18 protein-coding genes and 1 pseudogene are annotated in these 15,650 nt (G+C 67.0%); 14 read left to right on the top strand and 5 right to left on the bottom strand.

Annotation, left to right across the window (positions count from 1 at the left end; all coding sequences use genetic code 11):
* Positions 1 to 129: 129 nt before the first annotated feature.
* Genes cbiE through cobM form a run of 4 tightly spaced genes read left to right on the top strand, consistent with a single transcriptional unit; the run spans position 130 to position 3,980 of the window.
* Positions 130 to 1,392: a precorrin-6y C5,15-methyltransferase (decarboxylating) subunit CbiE gene (gene cbiE / locus QZM15_RS20750; protein ID WP_302107226.1), complete on the top strand. Its 1,263-nt coding sequence runs from the start codon at positions 130 to 132 to the stop codon at positions 1,390 to 1,392.
* The gene (locus tag QZM15_RS20755; RefSeq protein ID WP_104012135.1) at positions 1,392 to 2,480 is read left to right on the top strand and encodes a cobalt-precorrin-5B (C(1))-methyltransferase; all 1,089 of its coding nucleotides are present in this window, start codon (positions 1,392 to 1,394) and stop codon (positions 2,478 to 2,480) included. The genes cbiE and QZM15_RS20755 overlap by 1 nt, the downstream gene beginning before the upstream one ends.
* Entirely contained in the window at positions 2,477 to 3,208 is a 732-nt protein-coding gene (locus QZM15_RS20760; RefSeq protein ID WP_104012134.1) for a cobalt-precorrin-6A reductase, read from the top strand. The genes QZM15_RS20755 and QZM15_RS20760 overlap by 4 nt, the downstream gene beginning before the upstream one ends.
* Positions 3,209 to 3,251: 43 nt before the next feature.
* On the top strand, positions 3,252 to 3,980 hold the full coding sequence (gene cobM / locus QZM15_RS20765) for a precorrin-4 C(11)-methyltransferase (protein WP_302107173.1): 729 nt from the start codon (positions 3,252 to 3,254) through the stop codon (positions 3,978 to 3,980).
* Positions 3,981 to 4,031: 51 nt separating this feature from the next.
* On the opposite strand, the gene QZM15_RS20770 is transcribed toward cobM, so the two are convergent.
* Positions 4,032 to 5,210 (bottom strand): MFS transporter, encoded by a 1,179-nt coding sequence (locus tag QZM15_RS20770; RefSeq protein WP_302107174.1) that lies wholly within the window; start codon positions 5,208 to 5,210, stop codon positions 4,032 to 4,034.
* Between the two features lie 130 nt (positions 5,211 to 5,340).
* On the opposite strand from QZM15_RS20770, the gene QZM15_RS20775 reads away from it, so the two are divergent.
* Positions 5,341 to 5,862 carry a MarR family winged helix-turn-helix transcriptional regulator gene (locus QZM15_RS20775; protein ID WP_124658019.1) on the top strand — a complete coding sequence of 174 codons (522 nt, stop codon included), beginning with the start codon at positions 5,341 to 5,343 and terminating at the stop codon, positions 5,860 to 5,862.
* A gap of 244 nt (positions 5,863 to 6,106) precedes the next feature.
* Here the strand turns inward: QZM15_RS20775 and QZM15_RS20780 are convergent, their stop codons facing one another.
* Positions 6,107 to 6,742, bottom strand: coding sequence for a DsbA family oxidoreductase (locus QZM15_RS20780; protein ID WP_302107175.1), 636 nt, complete (start codon positions 6,740 to 6,742; stop codon positions 6,107 to 6,109).
* A 186-nt stretch (positions 6,743 to 6,928) separates the two neighbouring features.
* Complete coding sequence (locus tag QZM15_RS20785) at positions 6,929 to 7,546, bottom strand: FMN-dependent NADH-azoreductase (RefSeq protein ID WP_104012131.1); 618 nt, start codon at positions 7,544 to 7,546, stop codon at positions 6,929 to 6,931.
* 109 nt (positions 7,547 to 7,655) lie between these two features.
* Here QZM15_RS20785 and QZM15_RS20790 point away from each other — a divergent pair, with 109 nt between their 5' ends.
* Positions 7,656 to 8,090 (top strand): helix-turn-helix domain-containing protein, encoded by a 435-nt coding sequence (locus QZM15_RS20790; protein WP_302107176.1) that lies wholly within the window; start codon positions 7,656 to 7,658, stop codon positions 8,088 to 8,090.
* A 369-nt stretch (positions 8,091 to 8,459) separates the two neighbouring features.
* Here QZM15_RS20790 and QZM15_RS20795 read toward each other — a convergent pair whose 3' ends face one another.
* Positions 8,460 to 9,164, bottom strand: coding sequence for a glutathione binding-like protein (locus QZM15_RS20795; protein ID WP_124658021.1), 705 nt, complete (start codon positions 9,162 to 9,164; stop codon positions 8,460 to 8,462).
* A 169-nt stretch (positions 9,165 to 9,333) separates the two neighbouring features.
* Positions 9,334 to 9,522, bottom strand: a pseudogene (locus tag QZM15_RS20800) (porin); the annotation flags it as partial.
* A 101-nt stretch (positions 9,523 to 9,623) separates the two neighbouring features.
* Between QZM15_RS20800 and QZM15_RS20805 the strand changes: the two are divergent.
* The 8 genes from QZM15_RS20805 to QZM15_RS20840 all read left to right on the top strand — a co-directional run bounded on the left by QZM15_RS20805 (position 9,624) and on the right by QZM15_RS20840 (position 15,588).
* Entirely contained in the window at positions 9,624 to 9,797 is a 174-nt protein-coding gene (locus QZM15_RS20805; protein ID WP_167351613.1) for a hypothetical protein, read from the top strand.
* A gap of 1 nt (position 9,798) precedes the next feature.
* On the top strand, positions 9,799 to 10,185 hold the full coding sequence (locus QZM15_RS20810; RefSeq protein ID WP_060966110.1) for a type II toxin-antitoxin system death-on-curing family toxin: 387 nt from the start codon (positions 9,799 to 9,801) through the stop codon (positions 10,183 to 10,185).
* Between the two features lie 288 nt (positions 10,186 to 10,473).
* Positions 10,474 to 11,640 carry an ABC transporter substrate-binding protein gene (locus tag QZM15_RS20815; RefSeq protein WP_060009553.1) on the top strand — a complete coding sequence of 389 codons (1,167 nt, stop codon included), beginning with the start codon at positions 10,474 to 10,476 and terminating at the stop codon, positions 11,638 to 11,640.
* A gap of 49 nt (positions 11,641 to 11,689) precedes the next feature.
* Entirely contained in the window at positions 11,690 to 12,769 is a 1,080-nt protein-coding gene (locus QZM15_RS20820) for an ABC transporter ATP-binding protein (protein WP_302107177.1), read from the top strand.
* Positions 12,770 to 12,818: 49 nt separating this feature from the next.
* Positions 12,819 to 13,688: an ABC transporter permease gene (locus tag QZM15_RS20825; RefSeq protein WP_302107178.1), complete on the top strand. Its 870-nt coding sequence runs from the start codon at positions 12,819 to 12,821 to the stop codon at positions 13,686 to 13,688.
* Positions 13,688 to 14,611 (top strand): ABC transporter permease, encoded by a 924-nt coding sequence (locus tag QZM15_RS20830; RefSeq protein WP_059585336.1) that lies wholly within the window; start codon positions 13,688 to 13,690, stop codon positions 14,609 to 14,611. The genes QZM15_RS20825 and QZM15_RS20830 overlap by 1 nt, the downstream gene beginning before the upstream one ends.
* Before the next feature lie 130 nt (positions 14,612 to 14,741).
* On the top strand, positions 14,742 to 15,179 hold the full coding sequence (locus QZM15_RS20835; RefSeq protein WP_059643406.1) for a hypothetical protein: 438 nt from the start codon (positions 14,742 to 14,744) through the stop codon (positions 15,177 to 15,179).
* Between the two features lie 196 nt (positions 15,180 to 15,375).
* On the top strand, positions 15,376 to 15,588 hold the full coding sequence (locus QZM15_RS20840; protein ID WP_059585338.1) for a hypothetical protein: 213 nt from the start codon (positions 15,376 to 15,378) through the stop codon (positions 15,586 to 15,588).
* Positions 15,589 to 15,650 lie beyond the last annotated feature (62 nt).

Here is a 15,650-nt window from a genome sequence, read left to right on the forward strand (position 1 = left end):
CGGGCGGGCCGGCGGATGAAACGCCGGGTGGAACACGGTACCATGCCGTTTTTCGCAACGCGGACGGCTGCACCGGCGCTTTCACGGCCGCGCGGCGACACGATGGAATCGAACGATGGGGAAGGGTGCATGACGGCGTGGCTGACGGTAGTGGGCATCGGCGACGACGGTTACGCGGGGCTCGGACGCCACGCGCGGCGCGCGCTGCTCGACGCGACGCATGTGGTCGGCGCGAAACGGCATCTCGACATGCTGCCCGCCCGGCTGCGGGCCGCGCGCGAAGCTTGGCCGTCGCCGTTCGACCTGTCGGGGCTGCTCGCGCGCCGCGGCGCGCCCGTATGCGTGCTCGCGAGCGGCGACCCGATGCTGTTCGGCGTCGGCACGACGCTCGCCCGCCAGCTTTCTCCCGACGAATGGCGCGTGCTGCCCGCGCCGTCGTCGCTGTCGCTCGCCGCCGCGCGCCTCGGTTGGGCGCTGCAGGACGTCGGCGCGGTGTCGCTCGTCGGGCGTCCGCTCGCGACGCTGGCGCGCCACCTGCTGCCGGGCCGGCGCCTGTTCGTGCTGAGCGCCGACGGCCGCACGCCGGCCGCCGTCGCGGCCGAACTCGCCGCACGCGGCTTCGGGCCGACGCGCGTCAGCGTGTTCGAGCATCTGGGCGGGCCGCTCGAGCGCCGTATCGACGGCCTCGCGCAGGACTGGAACGTCGACGAAACCGCCGCGCTCAATCTCGTCGCGCTCGACTGCCAGGCGGGGCCCGATGCGCCGCGCCGCGCGCTCACGCCCGGCCTGCCCGACGACGCATACCGCCACGACGGCCAGCTCACCAAGCGCGACCTGCGCGCGATGACGCTAGGTCGTCTTGCGCCGGCCCCCGGCGAACTGTTGTGGGACGTCGGCGCCGGCAGCGGGTCGATCGGCATCGAATGGATGCGCGCGCATCCATCCTGCCAGGCGATCGCGATCGAAGCGCATGCGGAGCGGCAGCGCTTCATCGAACACAACCGCGATACGCTCGGCGTGCCGGGCCTGCAACTCGTCGCGGGCCGCGCGCCCGCTGCGCTCGCGGGGCTCGCCGCGCCCGACGCGATCTTCATCGGCGGCGGCGCAACGGCGCCGGGTGTGCTCGACGCGTGCTGGGCGTCGCTGAAACCCGGCGGGCGGCTGGTCGCGAACGCGGTCACGCTGCAGGGCGAGATCGCGCTCGCCGCGTGGCGCGATGCGCATGGCGGCACGCTCACGCGCGTGTCGCTCGCGCATGCCGAGCCGCTCGGCCGCTTCGACACGTGGCGGCAGCCGCTGCCCGTCACGCTGTACGACGTGCGCAAGCCCGACGCGACAGACACGGCCGGCTCGTCGCATATGTCGAACACGTCGAACCCAATGGACGCGTGATGCGCGACGAAACCCCCGAACAGCCCGCGCCGCTACGCTTCGGCTACACGACCGGCAGCTGCGCGACCGCGACGTCGCTCGCGGCCGCGCGGCTGTTGCTCGCGGGTCACGCGGACGACGCGGTCGAGATCGTGCTGCCGAAGGGGCAGCGCGTGATGATGCGGCTCGAATTCTGCCGCGCCACGGCCGAGGGCGCCGAAGCCGGCACGATCAAGGATGCCGGCGACGATCCGGACGTCACGCACGGCGCGCTGATCTTCGCGCGTGTCGCGCTCGCGGCCGCGCCCGGCGTGCGCTTTCATGCCGGGCCGGGCGTCGGCACGGTCACGCGTGCGGGGCTGACGCTGCCGGTCGGCGAACCGGCGATCAACCCGGTGCCGCGCCAGATGATGACCACGCACCTCGAAGCGCTCGCCGCCGAACACGGCTACGCGGGCGGCTTCGACGTGACGATCGGCGTCGAAGGTGGCGAGGCGCTCGCGCTGAAGACGATGAACCCGCGCCTGGGCATCGTCGGCGGGCTGTCGATCCTCGGCACGACCGGCATCGTGCGGCCGTTCTCGTGTTCGGCCTATATCGCGTCGATTCATCAGGGCATCGACGTCGCGCGGGCGAACGGCATCGCGCACATCGCCGCCTGCACGGGCAACGCGAGCGAGGACGCGATGCGCGCGCACTACCGTCTGCCCGACATGGCGCTCATCGAAATGGGCGATTTCGCGGGCGCGGTGCTCAAGCACCTGCGGCGCGCGCCGGTCGCGCGCCTGTCGATGTGCGGCGGCTTCGGCAAGCTCAGCAAGCTCGCGGCCGGCCATCTCGACCTGCACAGCCGCCATTCGAGCATCGATCTGCCGCTGCTCGCGCAGTGGGCGGCCGAGGCCGGCGCGAGCGATGCGCTGCAGGCCGCGATGCGCGCCGCGAACACGAGCCAGGAAGCGTTGAAACTCGCGCAGGCCGACGGCGTGCCGCTCGGCGATCTCGTCTGCGCGCATGCGTTGCGGGTGGCGCGCGACATCGTGCCGCCGTCGGTCTCGGTCGAGATGTTCGCGATCGACCGGCAGGGCCGTTTCGTCGGGGAGGCGCGATGAGCCCGCGCATCCTGCTGCTCGGCGGCACCGGCGATGCGCTGAAGATCGCGCGCACGCTCGGCCCGCATCATGTCTACAGTCTCGCCGGTCTCGGCAAGACGCCAGACGATCTGCGCTGCGACGTGCGCGTCGGCGGTTTCGGCGGCGCGGCCGGGCTCACCGCGTATCTTCGCGACGCCGGCATCGGTCTCGTGATCGACGCAACGCATCCGTATGCCGCGCAAATCAGCGCGAACGCCGCGGCGGCGACGCGCGCCGCGGGCGTGCCGCTCTGGGCGCTGCGACGCGCGCCGTGGACGCCGCAACCGGGCGACGACTGGCGGATGGTCGACGACTGGGCCGGCATCGAGGCCGCGCTCGCGCCGTTCAGGCGCCCGCTGTTCACGCTCGGCCGCGAGCCGCTCGCGCATCTCGACGCGATCCCGCCGCACCAGTTCTGGCTCGTGCGCTGCCTCGATGCGCACCCCGGCAACGCCCGCGCGCAGGTCGTCGCCGCGCGTGGGCCGTTCACGCCCGAAGGCGAGCGCGCGCTGTTCGCGCTGGCAGGCATCGACGTCGTCGTCAGCAAGAACAGCGGCGGCGCGGCCACCGAGGCCAAGCTCGACGTCGCGCGCGAACGCAGGCTGCCGGTCGTGATGCTGCGCCGGCCGCCGCTGCCCGATGCCGACCGCGCGTTCGACTCGGTCGCGGCGCTCGTCGACGCACTCGATCCGGCCGCGCGCGCGTGACGCAACGCAGCGGCTCATCCCACGAATTGACGGAGAAATTTCGATGACGGTGTATTTCATCGGCGCGGGCCCCGGCGACCCGGAGCTGATCACGGTAAAGGGCCAGCGCCTCGTGCGCACGTGCCCGGTGATCCTGTATGCGGGCTCGCTCGTGCCGGCCGCCGTGCTCGACGGTCATCGCGCGGAGCAGGTCGTCAACACGGCCGAACTCGATCTCGACGCGATCGTCGCGCTGCTTGCCGCCGCGCACGCGAAGGGGCAGGACGTCGCGCGCGTGCATTCGGGCGACCCGTCGCTGTACGGCGCGATCGGCGAGCAGATCCGCCGCCTGAAAGCGCTCGGGATTCCATACGAAATCGTGCCGGGCGTGACGGCCACGGCCGCATGCGCGGCCACGCTCGGCGTCGAACTGACGCTGCCCGGCGTCGCGCAGACGGTGATCCTCACGCGCTTCGCGGGCAAGACGACGATGCCGGAGGGCGAAGCGCTCGGCGCGCTCGCCGCGCATCGCGCGACGCTCGCGATCCATCTCGGCGTGCGCCATCTCGCGCGCATCGTCGACGAAGTGCTGCCGCATTACGGCGCCGATTGCCCGGTGGCGGTGATCTATCGCGCGAGCTGGCCCGACGAGGAGCGCGTGACGGGCACGCTGGCCGACATCGTCGACAAGGTACAGGGCACGCATATCGAGCGCACCGCGCTGATCCTGATCGGGCGCGTGCTCGACGCCGAAGGGTTCGTGGATTCGACGCTGTACGCGAGCGCGGGCTGAGCGCGCCGGCCTTGGCATCGGCGCGCCCGGCCGGCAGGCCCGTCAGGCCCGTCAGGCCCGCGCGATCTGCCGCATCTGCTTCGGCGCAAAGCCGGCCGCCAGCGCGAACAGCGCGATGCACAGGCACGCCATCGCGATCCACGCGGGCGTGAGATCCGCCAGATGCTGGCGCACGACGCCGGCCGCGAACGGAAACAGGGCGGCGATCAGATAGCCGATGCCCTGCACGAACCCCGTCAGCGACGCGGCATCGGCCGGCGTGGCCGCGTGGTCGACCGTGACGATCAGCGACAGTGGAAACAGCGCGCCGATGCCCGCGCCGAGCAGCAGCGCGGCCGGCAATGCGAGCGCGTCGGGCGCGGCCAGCATCACCAGCAACCCGACGAGCAGCGACGCGATCGCCGCATGCAGCGCAGGCCGGCGATCGGGCAGGCGGTCGATCGTCGCGGAAACGGTCAGCCCCGCGACGACTTCCGCGAACGTCACGCCGCCGAGCAGGCTGCCCGCCGCGGTCGGCGACCAGCCGAGCCGTGTGTAGTATGGCGGCAGCCACGCGAGCACGAGCGTGTAAGCACCCGTCGCGATGCCGAAGAACAGTGCGAGCCGCCACGCCCGCGGCGAACGCGATGGCTGCGCACCCGATACCGACACCGGGCCGGAGGCAAGCGCGTCGTCGCCCCGGCTGGCCAGCGGCCAGGCCAGTGCGGCCAGCGCCGCCGGCAACGCCCAGCCCGCGAGCGCGGCGAGCCAGCCCCAGCGCACCGCGGCGAACGGCGCGACGACGCTCGCGAGCACCGCGCCGCCCATGATCGACGTCGAATAGACGCCCATCGCGCCGCCGATGCGTGTCGCGAAATGCGCCTTCACGAAGCCGGGCAACAGCGCCTGCACCATCGCGATCCCGACGCCCGCGCAGCACGCGCTCGCGAGCAGCAGCCATGCGTGCTGCGCCCCGACGCGCGACGCGCAGGCCAGCGCGATCAACGCGACGCCGAGCCACACGCCGCCCGCGATCCCGGTGAGGCGCTGCAGGCGCCGCGCGCTCAGCGCGCCGAGCCCCATCAGCAGGATCGGGATCGTCGTCAGCAGGCTCGCCGCGCCGTCGCCGATGCCCGTCGCGCGCTGGATCATGTCGAGCAGCGGGCCGATCGCGGCAAGCGCCGGCCGCAGGTTCAGCCCGACGAGCACGACCGCGGCGAGCCGCCAGCCGGGGGGGATGAAGCGATTCATTGCAAGGCCCTCGATATCGGTGCGCGGCTGCCAGCCAGGCGCCGCACGTTTTTCAGGTAAAGTATCTCGACATCAAGATATATGGCGATTTATCTTGACGTCAAGATAACCGGTGAGCCGAGGAGGGTTAATGGATCGAGCCGAGCATGCGCTCGCGCAATGGCGGGTCGAGCGCCCGGATCTCGACGCGACGTCGATGGTGGTGATGGGGCGGCTGCAGGAAGCCGCGCTCGTGATCGCGCGCGATCGTCTCAATCCGCTGTTCGCGCGCTACGGCATGCACCCGGGGGAATTCGACGTGCTCGCGACGCTGCGGCGCAGCGGCGCGCCGTTCGCGCTGACGCCGACCGCGCTGTACGACGCGCTGATGATGTCGTCGGGCGGGATGACCGCGCGCATCGACCGGCTGCAGAAGGCCGGCTGGGTCGAGCGGCGGCCGAATCCGGCCGACGGGCGCGGGACGCTCGTCGCGTTGACGCATGCCGGGCGCGCGCTGATCGACGAGGCGGTCGTCGCGCATATCGATAATCAGCGGGCGGTGCTGGCTGCGTTGTCAGAGACCGAACAGGCGCAGTTGTCGCGGCTGTTGGGGAAGCTGCTGGCGGGGTTGGAAGCCGGAACGCCGGAAGGGGAGGAAGGGAACTCGCGTTGAACAATGCGTGATGGAAACGTACGCGGCGGGCAAAAAGTTCTTCGTGAATTCTCGTGGACGTCGCGTGTCGGCCCATTGCGGTCGGTCGTAAGATCACGGTCCCTTCGTCGCTTCTTGAAGTACTTCGGTCATCCGACGGCCGGTCTTTTTGGTCGGGCATCGGCCAACACAGTGAACAGCTCCGCAGAACCTTGTCGACTCGGCGTACGCCGACTTCCGAGTCATTGGATTTGAGGAAGCCGCGTCAGAGAGGGATTGCGCCGGAAGCCGCTTGTATTGCCGCAGCAATCTCGTCTTCGCTGCGCCCCCCATTGATGGCAATGCTTTCCCCAAAGACAAAATGAGGAACCGAACGAACGCCGGCATTCGCTGACTTGAACGCCTCCGCTTCGACGCGATGGTGCTGTTCAGGATCAAGAGCGATGGCACGCGCCTGATCGCGGTTAAAACCGTAGTCGGCGGCAATGTCAGCCAGCACATCCGCATCGGCGATGTTCTTCGCTGCGATGAAGTAAGCATCGGTGATTGCAACGGCGAGCCTGTGCTGCGTGTCACGCCCAGCGGCTGCCAGAATCACGGCATGAGCAGCCTGGGTCGGATAGGCCCAGAGCTGGCGACCAAGATCCAGGTCGAAGCCCGATGCGCGAGCTTCTCCCTCGGGGCGAGCAAAGGCGACCTTCGGATCGGTTATGCCGTAGCGCGAACGCAGCAAATCGGGAATATAGAGACCGCCTGACGGTGCATCTGGCAGCAGCAGGACTGGATGCTGCCGAATGTCAACGACCAGGTTGGGAAAACGCTCCGTCAGCACTTTGTCGAGACGGTGATGCCCGACGATGCACCACGGGCATGTGATTTCAGTATAGAGGTCTATTTGCATAACCCTGTTCTCGTAACCGGATCGCCGACAACGATTCGACCCTTCCCGCGAACGACGCGCGTTTCTTCACGTCGTCGCCGGGACACGTTGTAGCCCAGCTTCAAGGCTTCCTCGATGATGTGCCTTCAGGCCAGCCCGGTTGCACCGAAGCACCGAACGGCGCGAGGTTTTTTCCGGGCCATGAGGTCACGCAGCCTTCGCCAACAAGGCTTTGATAGCCGTTTCGGTGTTGGCGATTACGGCCTTCGCCGCATCGGGGCCGAAAACCGTGCCTTCGACACGCACCACTTCAACGTCGGTCAGGCCGATGAAACCGAGCAGGTGCAGCAAATAGCTGGTCTGAAAGTCGAACGGTGCCCATGCACCTTCCGAAAACACGCCACCGGCAGCGGTAACGAGATAGACCTTCTTGCCGGTCAGCAGCCCCTTCGGCCCAATATCGCCGTAACCGAAGGTGACGCCCGGCCAGGTGACGTGATCGAACCAAGCCTTTAGCTGCGACGACAGACTGAAGTTGATCATGCCCGAACCGAGCACGATCACATCGGCGGCCTTCAACTCATCGACCAACTCTTGCGCGACCTTCACCGCCTCGACCTGTTCCGGCGTGCGATCCGCGGGCGAGGCGACCCGACCCTGGATGTAGGCCGGTGCGATATGGGGCGGAGGATTCGCGGCAAGGTCGCGCACGGTCAGCGGGCCGCCCGCGCGGGCTTGGATGCCCTCTGCGATTTCGGTGGCAAAGCGGGTGGAAAGGCTGTCGGCCCCGCGCGGGCTGGACGTGACAAGCAGAGTGTGGCTCATAGCGGCTCCCAAGTATAAAATAAGAACCAAGTCGATTAAGTGACCTGACTTACGAATTCATACAAAGGATGGTATGGTTCCTGCCGTTTCCCCACAAGAAGGCACACGCATGTCACTTAGTCCCGCCGAGCTGCCTGCCGATATGCCTGCCCCTGACGCTGGCGGCTGCCTGGCAACTCGTGAAATCCTGGATCGCATCGGCGACAAGTGGAGCCTCTACATTGTCGCTATGCTGGCCGACGGCCCGCGGCGCTTCAACGAATTGAAGCGCCGCATCGAGGGCATTTCCCAGCGGATGCTGACACTGACCTTGCGCGGACTGGAACGCGACGGACTGATAACGCGAACGATGTATGCAACGATTCCGCCTCGCGTCGATTACGAACTCACCGACATGGGAAGAACGCTGTTGAAGCCTGTCATGGCGTTGGTCAATTGGGCGAGCGAGAATCAAGTCGCCATTGCCGAGGCGCATAAACGTTTTGACGAGAAGCCGGAGCCAGATCAGGTCTCGATTCAAGGCGTTGTCTACCAGCGTCGATAGACGAGTTTAGGCCGCAAGCTTGCGCAGACACAGCGGCGAAATTCAACTGCCAGTTCGCGTTGGGATCTGTCCCGACGCGGATCTTCGTTGGGGGCGCAGGCGCTGCATTTTGCGATCTATCCGACCAAGAGTCGGCCAGGGGCGATCGAAAACGTCTCATGGCATGACTTGGGTGTCCGTTCCCTGAACCAAACGGGACGTCTCGACGTCTCGCCGTCGACGCAAGCCGATGATGCTTCATGGCCGAATACCGACGGTCTCCCGGCGTTCCCCGGAGATCGGCAATGGTCAAAAAAAACCCGCCGCGCAATGCGGCGGGCGGCACAAATCATGGGCCGTGGCTCGCACGGCGCGTACCCGCGCAGCGGATCAACCCCGCGCCGGAATATTGAGCCCGCGCTCGACAGCCGGCCGCGCAACGAACGCGTCGAGCACCCGCTTCACGTTGCGGAATTCGCTGAAGCCGACCAGATCGCCCGCTTCATAGAAGCCAACCAGATTGCGCACCCACGGGAAGATCGCGATGTCGGCGATCGTGTAGGTATCGCCCATCACCCACTGGCGGTTCGCGAGATGCGCGTCGAGCACGCCGAGCAGGCGCTTCGATTCGGCGACGTAGCGATCGCGCGGACGCTTGTCCTCATAATCGCGGCCGGCGAACTTGTGGAAGAAGCCGACCTGGCCGAATATCGGCCCGATGCCGCCCATCTGGAACATCACCCACTGGATCGTCTCGTAGCGGCCCGCGAGATCCTTCGGGATCAACTGGCCCGTCTTGTCCGCCAGATAGATCAGGATCGCGCCCGATTCGAACAGCGGCAGCGGCCGGCCGTCGGGGCCGTTCGGATCGATGATCGCGGGGATCTTGTTGTTCGGGTTCAGCGACAGGAATTCGGGCGAGAACTGGTCGTTCGTGTCGAAGCGCACGAGGTGCGGCTCGTACGGCAGGCCGGTTTCCTCGAGCATGATCGACACCTTGACGCCATTCGGCGTCGGCAGCGAGTAGAGCTGGAGACGGTCGGGATGCTGGGCCGGCCATTTTTGCGTGATCGGGAAGGCGGACAGATCGGGCATGAAGGTTCGCTCGTCGAAGTGAATGATCCGCGCTCGGCCCGTGCCGCCGCGCTCGCGCACGGTTCGCGGCGGCAGGGCGGCGCGCGCCGAAAGCGCCCACTGTAGCCGATCACCGGAATCGATGCAGGCGCCGGCTGCGCACGTGCCTGCGCCGCGTGGCCCGAAGCCGTCAGAAGTTGTGCCGGGGCCCGACCATCGCGGCCGTCGTACCGACGCCCGGCGCGACCGGCTGCCCATACATGAGCATCTGGTCCATCATGCGGCGATTGTTCACGTTGCCGAGCTGCGCGTAGACCTTCGTCCGCTTCGACGTGCTGTAGTCGGCCGCGAGGACGACCGCCGTCGACCGGTTTTCAGCATCGACCGCCTCGTCTGGTGCTATGATTTCGAGCGGTGCGGTGCCGCGTGAAAATGCGGACTAAGCCACTGATTTGTTATCGTTTTTAATGGAATGCCATCATGGCCCCAAAAAGAAAGGTGCTGTATGGGGTTGAACTGAAACCCCGCACGATTATTCGCCCCACGACCGAGGTCAAGGCTTCGACCGAAACCGAGAAAAGCGATGTCCTTCGAGCAGCCCGGAAAGTCATTTCCGAACACCGGGACGTGCTGATCGCATTGAAGGACCGCTGATTTGCTGGATCTCGATTACGTCATCACGATCCACGACGAAATCATTCGAGACCTCGGCGGTCTGAGCGGGTTTGCGCATGCCGGGCGTGGCGGTGTCGAAGCCGCCTTGCACCGGGTTGAAAATCACGTCCATTACGCCGGTCTCGACGACGTGTTCGGCATTGCGGCGACCTATGCCGTCGCGATCGCGCGCGGCCATGTATTCAATGATGCAAACAAGCGCACCGGGCTGACGTGTGCATTGACGTACATGGAGCGACAAGGCATCTCGATGCCCCGTTTGGCTGATCTCGAAGATCTCATGGTTGACGTTGCGGACGGCAGCGTCACAAGCGAAGAGCTGGCCGAGTATTTCAGTGCGGTCTGGGAAAGTTCGCTTTCTCGCTGAAGCGCCCCACTGATTCATTCTTCTGCGGTGCTGCCGCAGTAACTGCCCATCGGTCATTCCGCAGACTGTCGCTCGAAAGCATCACGCTCTCGCTGCTCATACGTTGACATATGACGTCTTAACAGCACTGACTGACATACCGGGGCTTCCTAGGCATGCTGTTACGGAAGCTTTTTGTCAGGGAAAGTCCCGCCCCGCATCCCGTGGTTTTTTGTTGACCGACATCGTATAACGCCGTCATGATTTCCTGACAAGAAAGGTCCCATCCACCGACCGAAGTGAGGAGACATGAACACCACCCCGATCGCTCGCCGTGTCCGCCGGATCGCACTCGCACTGGGCTTCGCGCTGTCGGCCGCCGCGGCCGTTGCCGCCCCCGTATCGCTGAACATCGTCGACGTCGCAGGCAACCTGCAGCTCACGCAGAAGGCCATCGAGGCGTTCAAGGAGAAGAACCCGAATCTCGTCGCGAACGTCACGTTCACGAACGCGCCCGCGCCGCAGTTGCCGGGCAAGATCAAGGCGATGCAGGCGGCGGGGCGCGCCGACATCGACCTCGTGCTGACGGGCACCGACGCGCTCGCCGCCGGCATCGAGCAGAACCTGTGGCAAAAGCTGCTGCCCGACAACGCGGCCGCGCTCCCCGGCGTGCTCGACAAATACGCGCCCGGCCCGCGCAAGATGCAGGATCTCGCGCAAGGCTACGGCCTCGAGGTCACCTACATGCCGGCCGGCCCGCTGCTCGAATACAACCCGGCGAAGGTCAGCGACCCGCCGAAGACGCCCGACCAGCTGCTCGCGTGGTGCAAGGCGCACCCGAACAAGCTGATCTATGCGCGCCCGGCGAACTCCGGCCCCGGCCGCACGTTCCTGATGGGGCTGCCGTACGTGCTCGGCGACAAGAATCCGCAGGACCCGATCAACGGCTGGGACAAGACCTGGGCGTTCCTGAAACAGTTGAACGAATGCGTGCCGTACTACCCGGGCGGCACGTCGGCGGTGATGAAGGAGCTCGGCGAAGGCACGCGCGACATGACCGTGACCGTCACCGGCTGGGATCTCAACCCGCGCGCGCTCGGCATCGTGCCGGCCGAATTCAAGATCCAGGCGTTCGACAACATGACGTGGGTCAACGACGCGCACTACATGGTGATCCCGAAGGGCGTGCCGAAGGAAAAGCTCGACGTGCTGTTCAAGCTGATGAACTTCCTGCTGGAACCGGCGCAGCAGGCGATGACCTACGACGACGGCTATTTCTATCCGGGCCCGGCGGTGAAGGGCGTGACGCTCGAGATGGCGCCCGCGCACAGCCAGGAAGTCGTGCGCAAGTTCGGCCGCCCCGAATACGCGAAGCTGCTCGCCGATCGTCCGCACGTGCAGCCGCTCAATGCGCAGGCGATGGTCGCCGCGTTCCAGAAATGGGATCGCGAGATCGGTTCGCAGAAATCGAAGTGACGCCTGAACCGGCGGGCGCCGCGGCGCCCGCGTCGATGGAGTTCGTGGAATGAAGCACAGTTTCGAACGGTTGCGGCTCGACGGCGTGTGCCGCAGTTTCACCAATGCGCAAGGCGCGCAGGTCGCCGCGCTGGACGGGCTCAACCTCGAGATCCGGCGCGGCGAATTCATCGCGCTGCTCGGCCCGTCGGGCTGCGGCAAATCGACCGCGCTGAACTGCATCGCGGGGCTGCAGCCGCTCACGCGCGGCGGCATCTGGCTCGACGACACGCGCATCGACGTGCTGCCGCCCGAGCGTCGCGGCTTCGGCATGGTGTTCCAGAACTACGCGCTGTTCCCGCACATGTCGGTGCTCGACAACGTCGGCTTCGGCCTCAAGATGCGCGGCGTGCCGAAGCAGGAAACGCGGCGGCGCGCGCAGCAGGCGCTCGAGCTCGTGCAGCTCGTCGGTCACGAAGGCAAGCTGCCCGGGCAGTTGTCGGGCGGGCAGCAGCAGCGCGTCGCGATCGCGCGTGCGATCGTGATCGAGCCGCCGCTCGTGCTGATGGACGAGCCGCTGTCGAACCTGGACACGAAGCTGCGCATCGAGATGCGCGCGGAGATCCGCCGCATCCACACGCAGCTCGAACGCGCGACGATCTACGTGACGCACGACCAGGACGAGGCGCTGTCGATGGCCGACCGTATCGTCGTGATGAAGGAGGGCGTCGTGCAGCAGGTCGCGTCGCCGAAGGACGTCTACACGCGCCCGCACAATCTGCATGTCGCGCGCTTCATGGGCTATCGCAACGTGCTGCCGTTCACGCTCGAAGGCATGGCCGGCGATTACGTGAACGTCGCGTCGGGCGGCGTGCGCCTCGCGGGCGTGCCGATGGCCGGCTTCGACGCGAAGGAGGTCGTCGTCGCGCTGCGCCCCGACGACATCGAGCGCGCGGAACAAGGCGCCGACAATGCATTCGACGCGACCGTCGAGACGGTCGAGTACGGCGGGCGCGACTCGCTGATCCGCGCGATCACGCCGTTCGGCGCGATCTGGGCGCGCGTGGCCGGCGAGTTCACGGAAGGCGAGCGCTTGAGGCTGCGCGTGGCGCCGGCGCGCACGCTCGTCTATGCGGGAGACGGGCAATGAACGGGCTGCGCCACGCGGCGCGCGCGGCGGCGTCCCGCCCGGAGGCCGCATGAGCACGCTCGCGACCGGCGGCGCGGCGCGCGACGCGAAAGCCTGGCTCGTCACGCCGGCGCTCGCGTTCATCGCCGCGCTGTTCATCTATCCGTTCGCGTACGGCCTCGTGCTGTCGTTCCAGCCGATGAACGGCGGCGCGCTCGCGAACTACGTACAGTTCTTCACCGACACGGCGATGTGGCCGACCGTGCTCGTCACGCTCAAGCTCGCGGTGCCGGCCACACTGCTCAACGTCGGCATCGCGGTGCCGGTCGCGTTCGCGCTGCGCCGCCATTCGCCGTACCAGAAGTTCGTCACGACGCTGCTCGTGATTCCCGTCACGCTCGGCACGGTGCTCGTCGCCGACGGGATGCTCACTTACTTCGGGCCGAACGGCTGGTTTCCGCAGGCGCTGCAGGGGCTGCACCTGTACACCGACGAAGTGCGCCTCACGCACAACTACTGGGGCGTGCTGCTGTCGCTGATCGTGTCGGGCTTTCCGTTCGCGTTCCTGCTGATGCTGTCGTACATCAGCGGCATCGACCCGACGCTCGCGCGCGCGGCCGCGACGCTCGGCGCGAACCCGTGGCAGCAGTTCCGGCAGATCTACCTGCCGCTGCTCGTGCCGGGGCTCACGATGGCCGCGTGCCTGTCGTTCGTGCAGGCGTTCTCGGTGTTCCCGTCGGCCGTGTTGCTCGGCGCGCCGGCCGGGCCGACGCGCGTGATCTCGATCGCGGCGGCCGAAGCCGCGTTCGAAAGCTACGACTATTCGCTCGCATCGGCGATCGCGATCGTGATGGGCTTCGCGCAGTTGCTGGTGGTCGCGTCGATGCTCGGCGCGCGCCGCTTCTTCTACACGGGTGCGGTAACGGGAGGCAAGGGCTGATGGCGACCGACAATCATGCCGCTCGCACGTGGCCGCCGAAGCACGACGCCCCCGATGCGCGGCCCGTCGATGCAAGGAAACCGCATCGGATGAAAAGCAATCTCGCCGGCCGCGCATGGAAGGCGCTCGTCTGGGGGCTGATGGCGTTCTTCCTGCTGAACGTGATGCTGCTGATCGCGACCGTCGCGGTGAACTCGGTCGCGACGCGCTGGTTCGGCACGCCGCTGCCGCAGGGCTTCACGCTGCATTGGTATGCGAAGGCATGGGAGGATTTCCAGCTCGCGAGCGTGCTGTGGGTGACCGTCGAGGTCGTCGGCGCGGTCGTGCTGCTGTCGATCGCGCTCGGCGTGCCGGCCGCGTATGCGCTCGCGCGCGTGCAGTTTCGCGGCAAGCGCTTCGCGCTGCTGGTGTTCCTGCTGCCGCTGATGGTGCCGCCCGTCACCTACGGGATCCCGATGGCGACCGTGATGTACAAGATCGGGCTCGCCGGCACGCTGCCGGGCGTGATCCTCGCGAATCTCGTGCCGGCGCTGCCGTTCGTGATCCTCGTGATGACACCGTTCATCGAGCAGATCGATCCGAACCTCGAAGCCGCCGCGCGCATCTTCGGCGCGAACACGTGGCGCTATTTCCGCTACGTGCTGCTGCCGCTGCTGGTGCCCGGCATGCTCGCGGCCGGGTTGCTCGTGCTCGTGCGCACGATCGGGATGTTCGAGCTGACGTTCTTCACCGCGGGCCCGAGCACGCAGACGCTTGTCGTCGCGCTGTATTACGCGGTGTTCTCGACCGGCGTGCGCGCGCCGCAGTCGATCGACGCGATGGCGATGATCTACATGGCGATCACGCTCGTGTGGGTCGTGATCGCGCTGCAGTTCGTCAGCCCGACGCAACTCGTGAGCCGCGTGAAGCAGCAACGGCAGTAGGCGGGGGCGTCGCACGATCGCGCGCGGCCGCCGTGCCGCCCAGCCGTCGTGCAATTGGTTACAAATGGATACCGCGCACGACACGCGGACGTTGCAGACTACGCGGCGTTCCCCCGATCGACGGATATCCATGAAGTTTCAACTGCTGCTGACCCTCGCCGGCGCGTCGACGCTGCTGGCCGCCTGCAACCTGCTTCACGACGGTCCCGGATCGAGCGACGTCGACGCCGCCGTGCGCCGCGCGCTCGAAGCGGAAAACCACGGCGGGCTGAACGCGCTGTTCGGCCAGCCGCTGCCCGTATCGGCCGACGTCGTATCGGCGAAACCCGACGGCGACTGCAAGAAGCTCGGCGATCGCACGTACTCGTGCGACGTCGTGGTCACGTGGCGCAACGCCGATTACTCGCCGTCGCGCGCGAACCTGACCTTCGTGAAGGCGGCCGACGGCTCATGGCAGACGTCGGGCGTCGACGCGGCGCTCGTGACGGGCACCGCGAAGTCGCTGATCGACCATATCGGCAAGGCCTGGCCGGGCAATGCGGCGAGCGGCGCTTCGGCGCCGCAGTGACGCGCCGGCGGCGAGCCTTCTTCTCCTTCCTCGTTTATGCGGCCCCATCCGCGCGGGCCGCGGTGGCATGTTCTGCATGAAGGGGCGCGACCATCGCGCCTATCTCGATTTGAACGCATCCTCGGTATGCGGGCAGGGTTATAGGGAAAACCCTTATCTCAAGGTATAATTCCGGGCTGAGAGAAAGGTCAAGATCATGCCTGAACGTTTCCAAGCCCTTGAAAAATTTGTGTTTTCCCTCGTCGTGATGTCCGCGGTCGTGTGCTCGGCCTTCCTCGCGTACGAGCGTCATCCCGAGATCAAGATCGCGCTGCACGAAGGCGAGGCGCTGATGCGCGAGAGCGCCAAATACTCGGTCATCTGTTCGCCGTCGAAGGTCGACCCTTGCGTCGAGATGTCCGCCTACTGAGCCGGCTTTCCGCTTTTCGGACTGGCCTGATATCGACATCCTTGCCGGTCTGAACGCGTTGA

The organism is Burkholderia sp. AU44665, from assembly GCF_030504405.1.
Lineage (GTDB): Bacteria > Pseudomonadota > Gammaproteobacteria > Burkholderiales > Burkholderiaceae > Burkholderia > Burkholderia semiarida.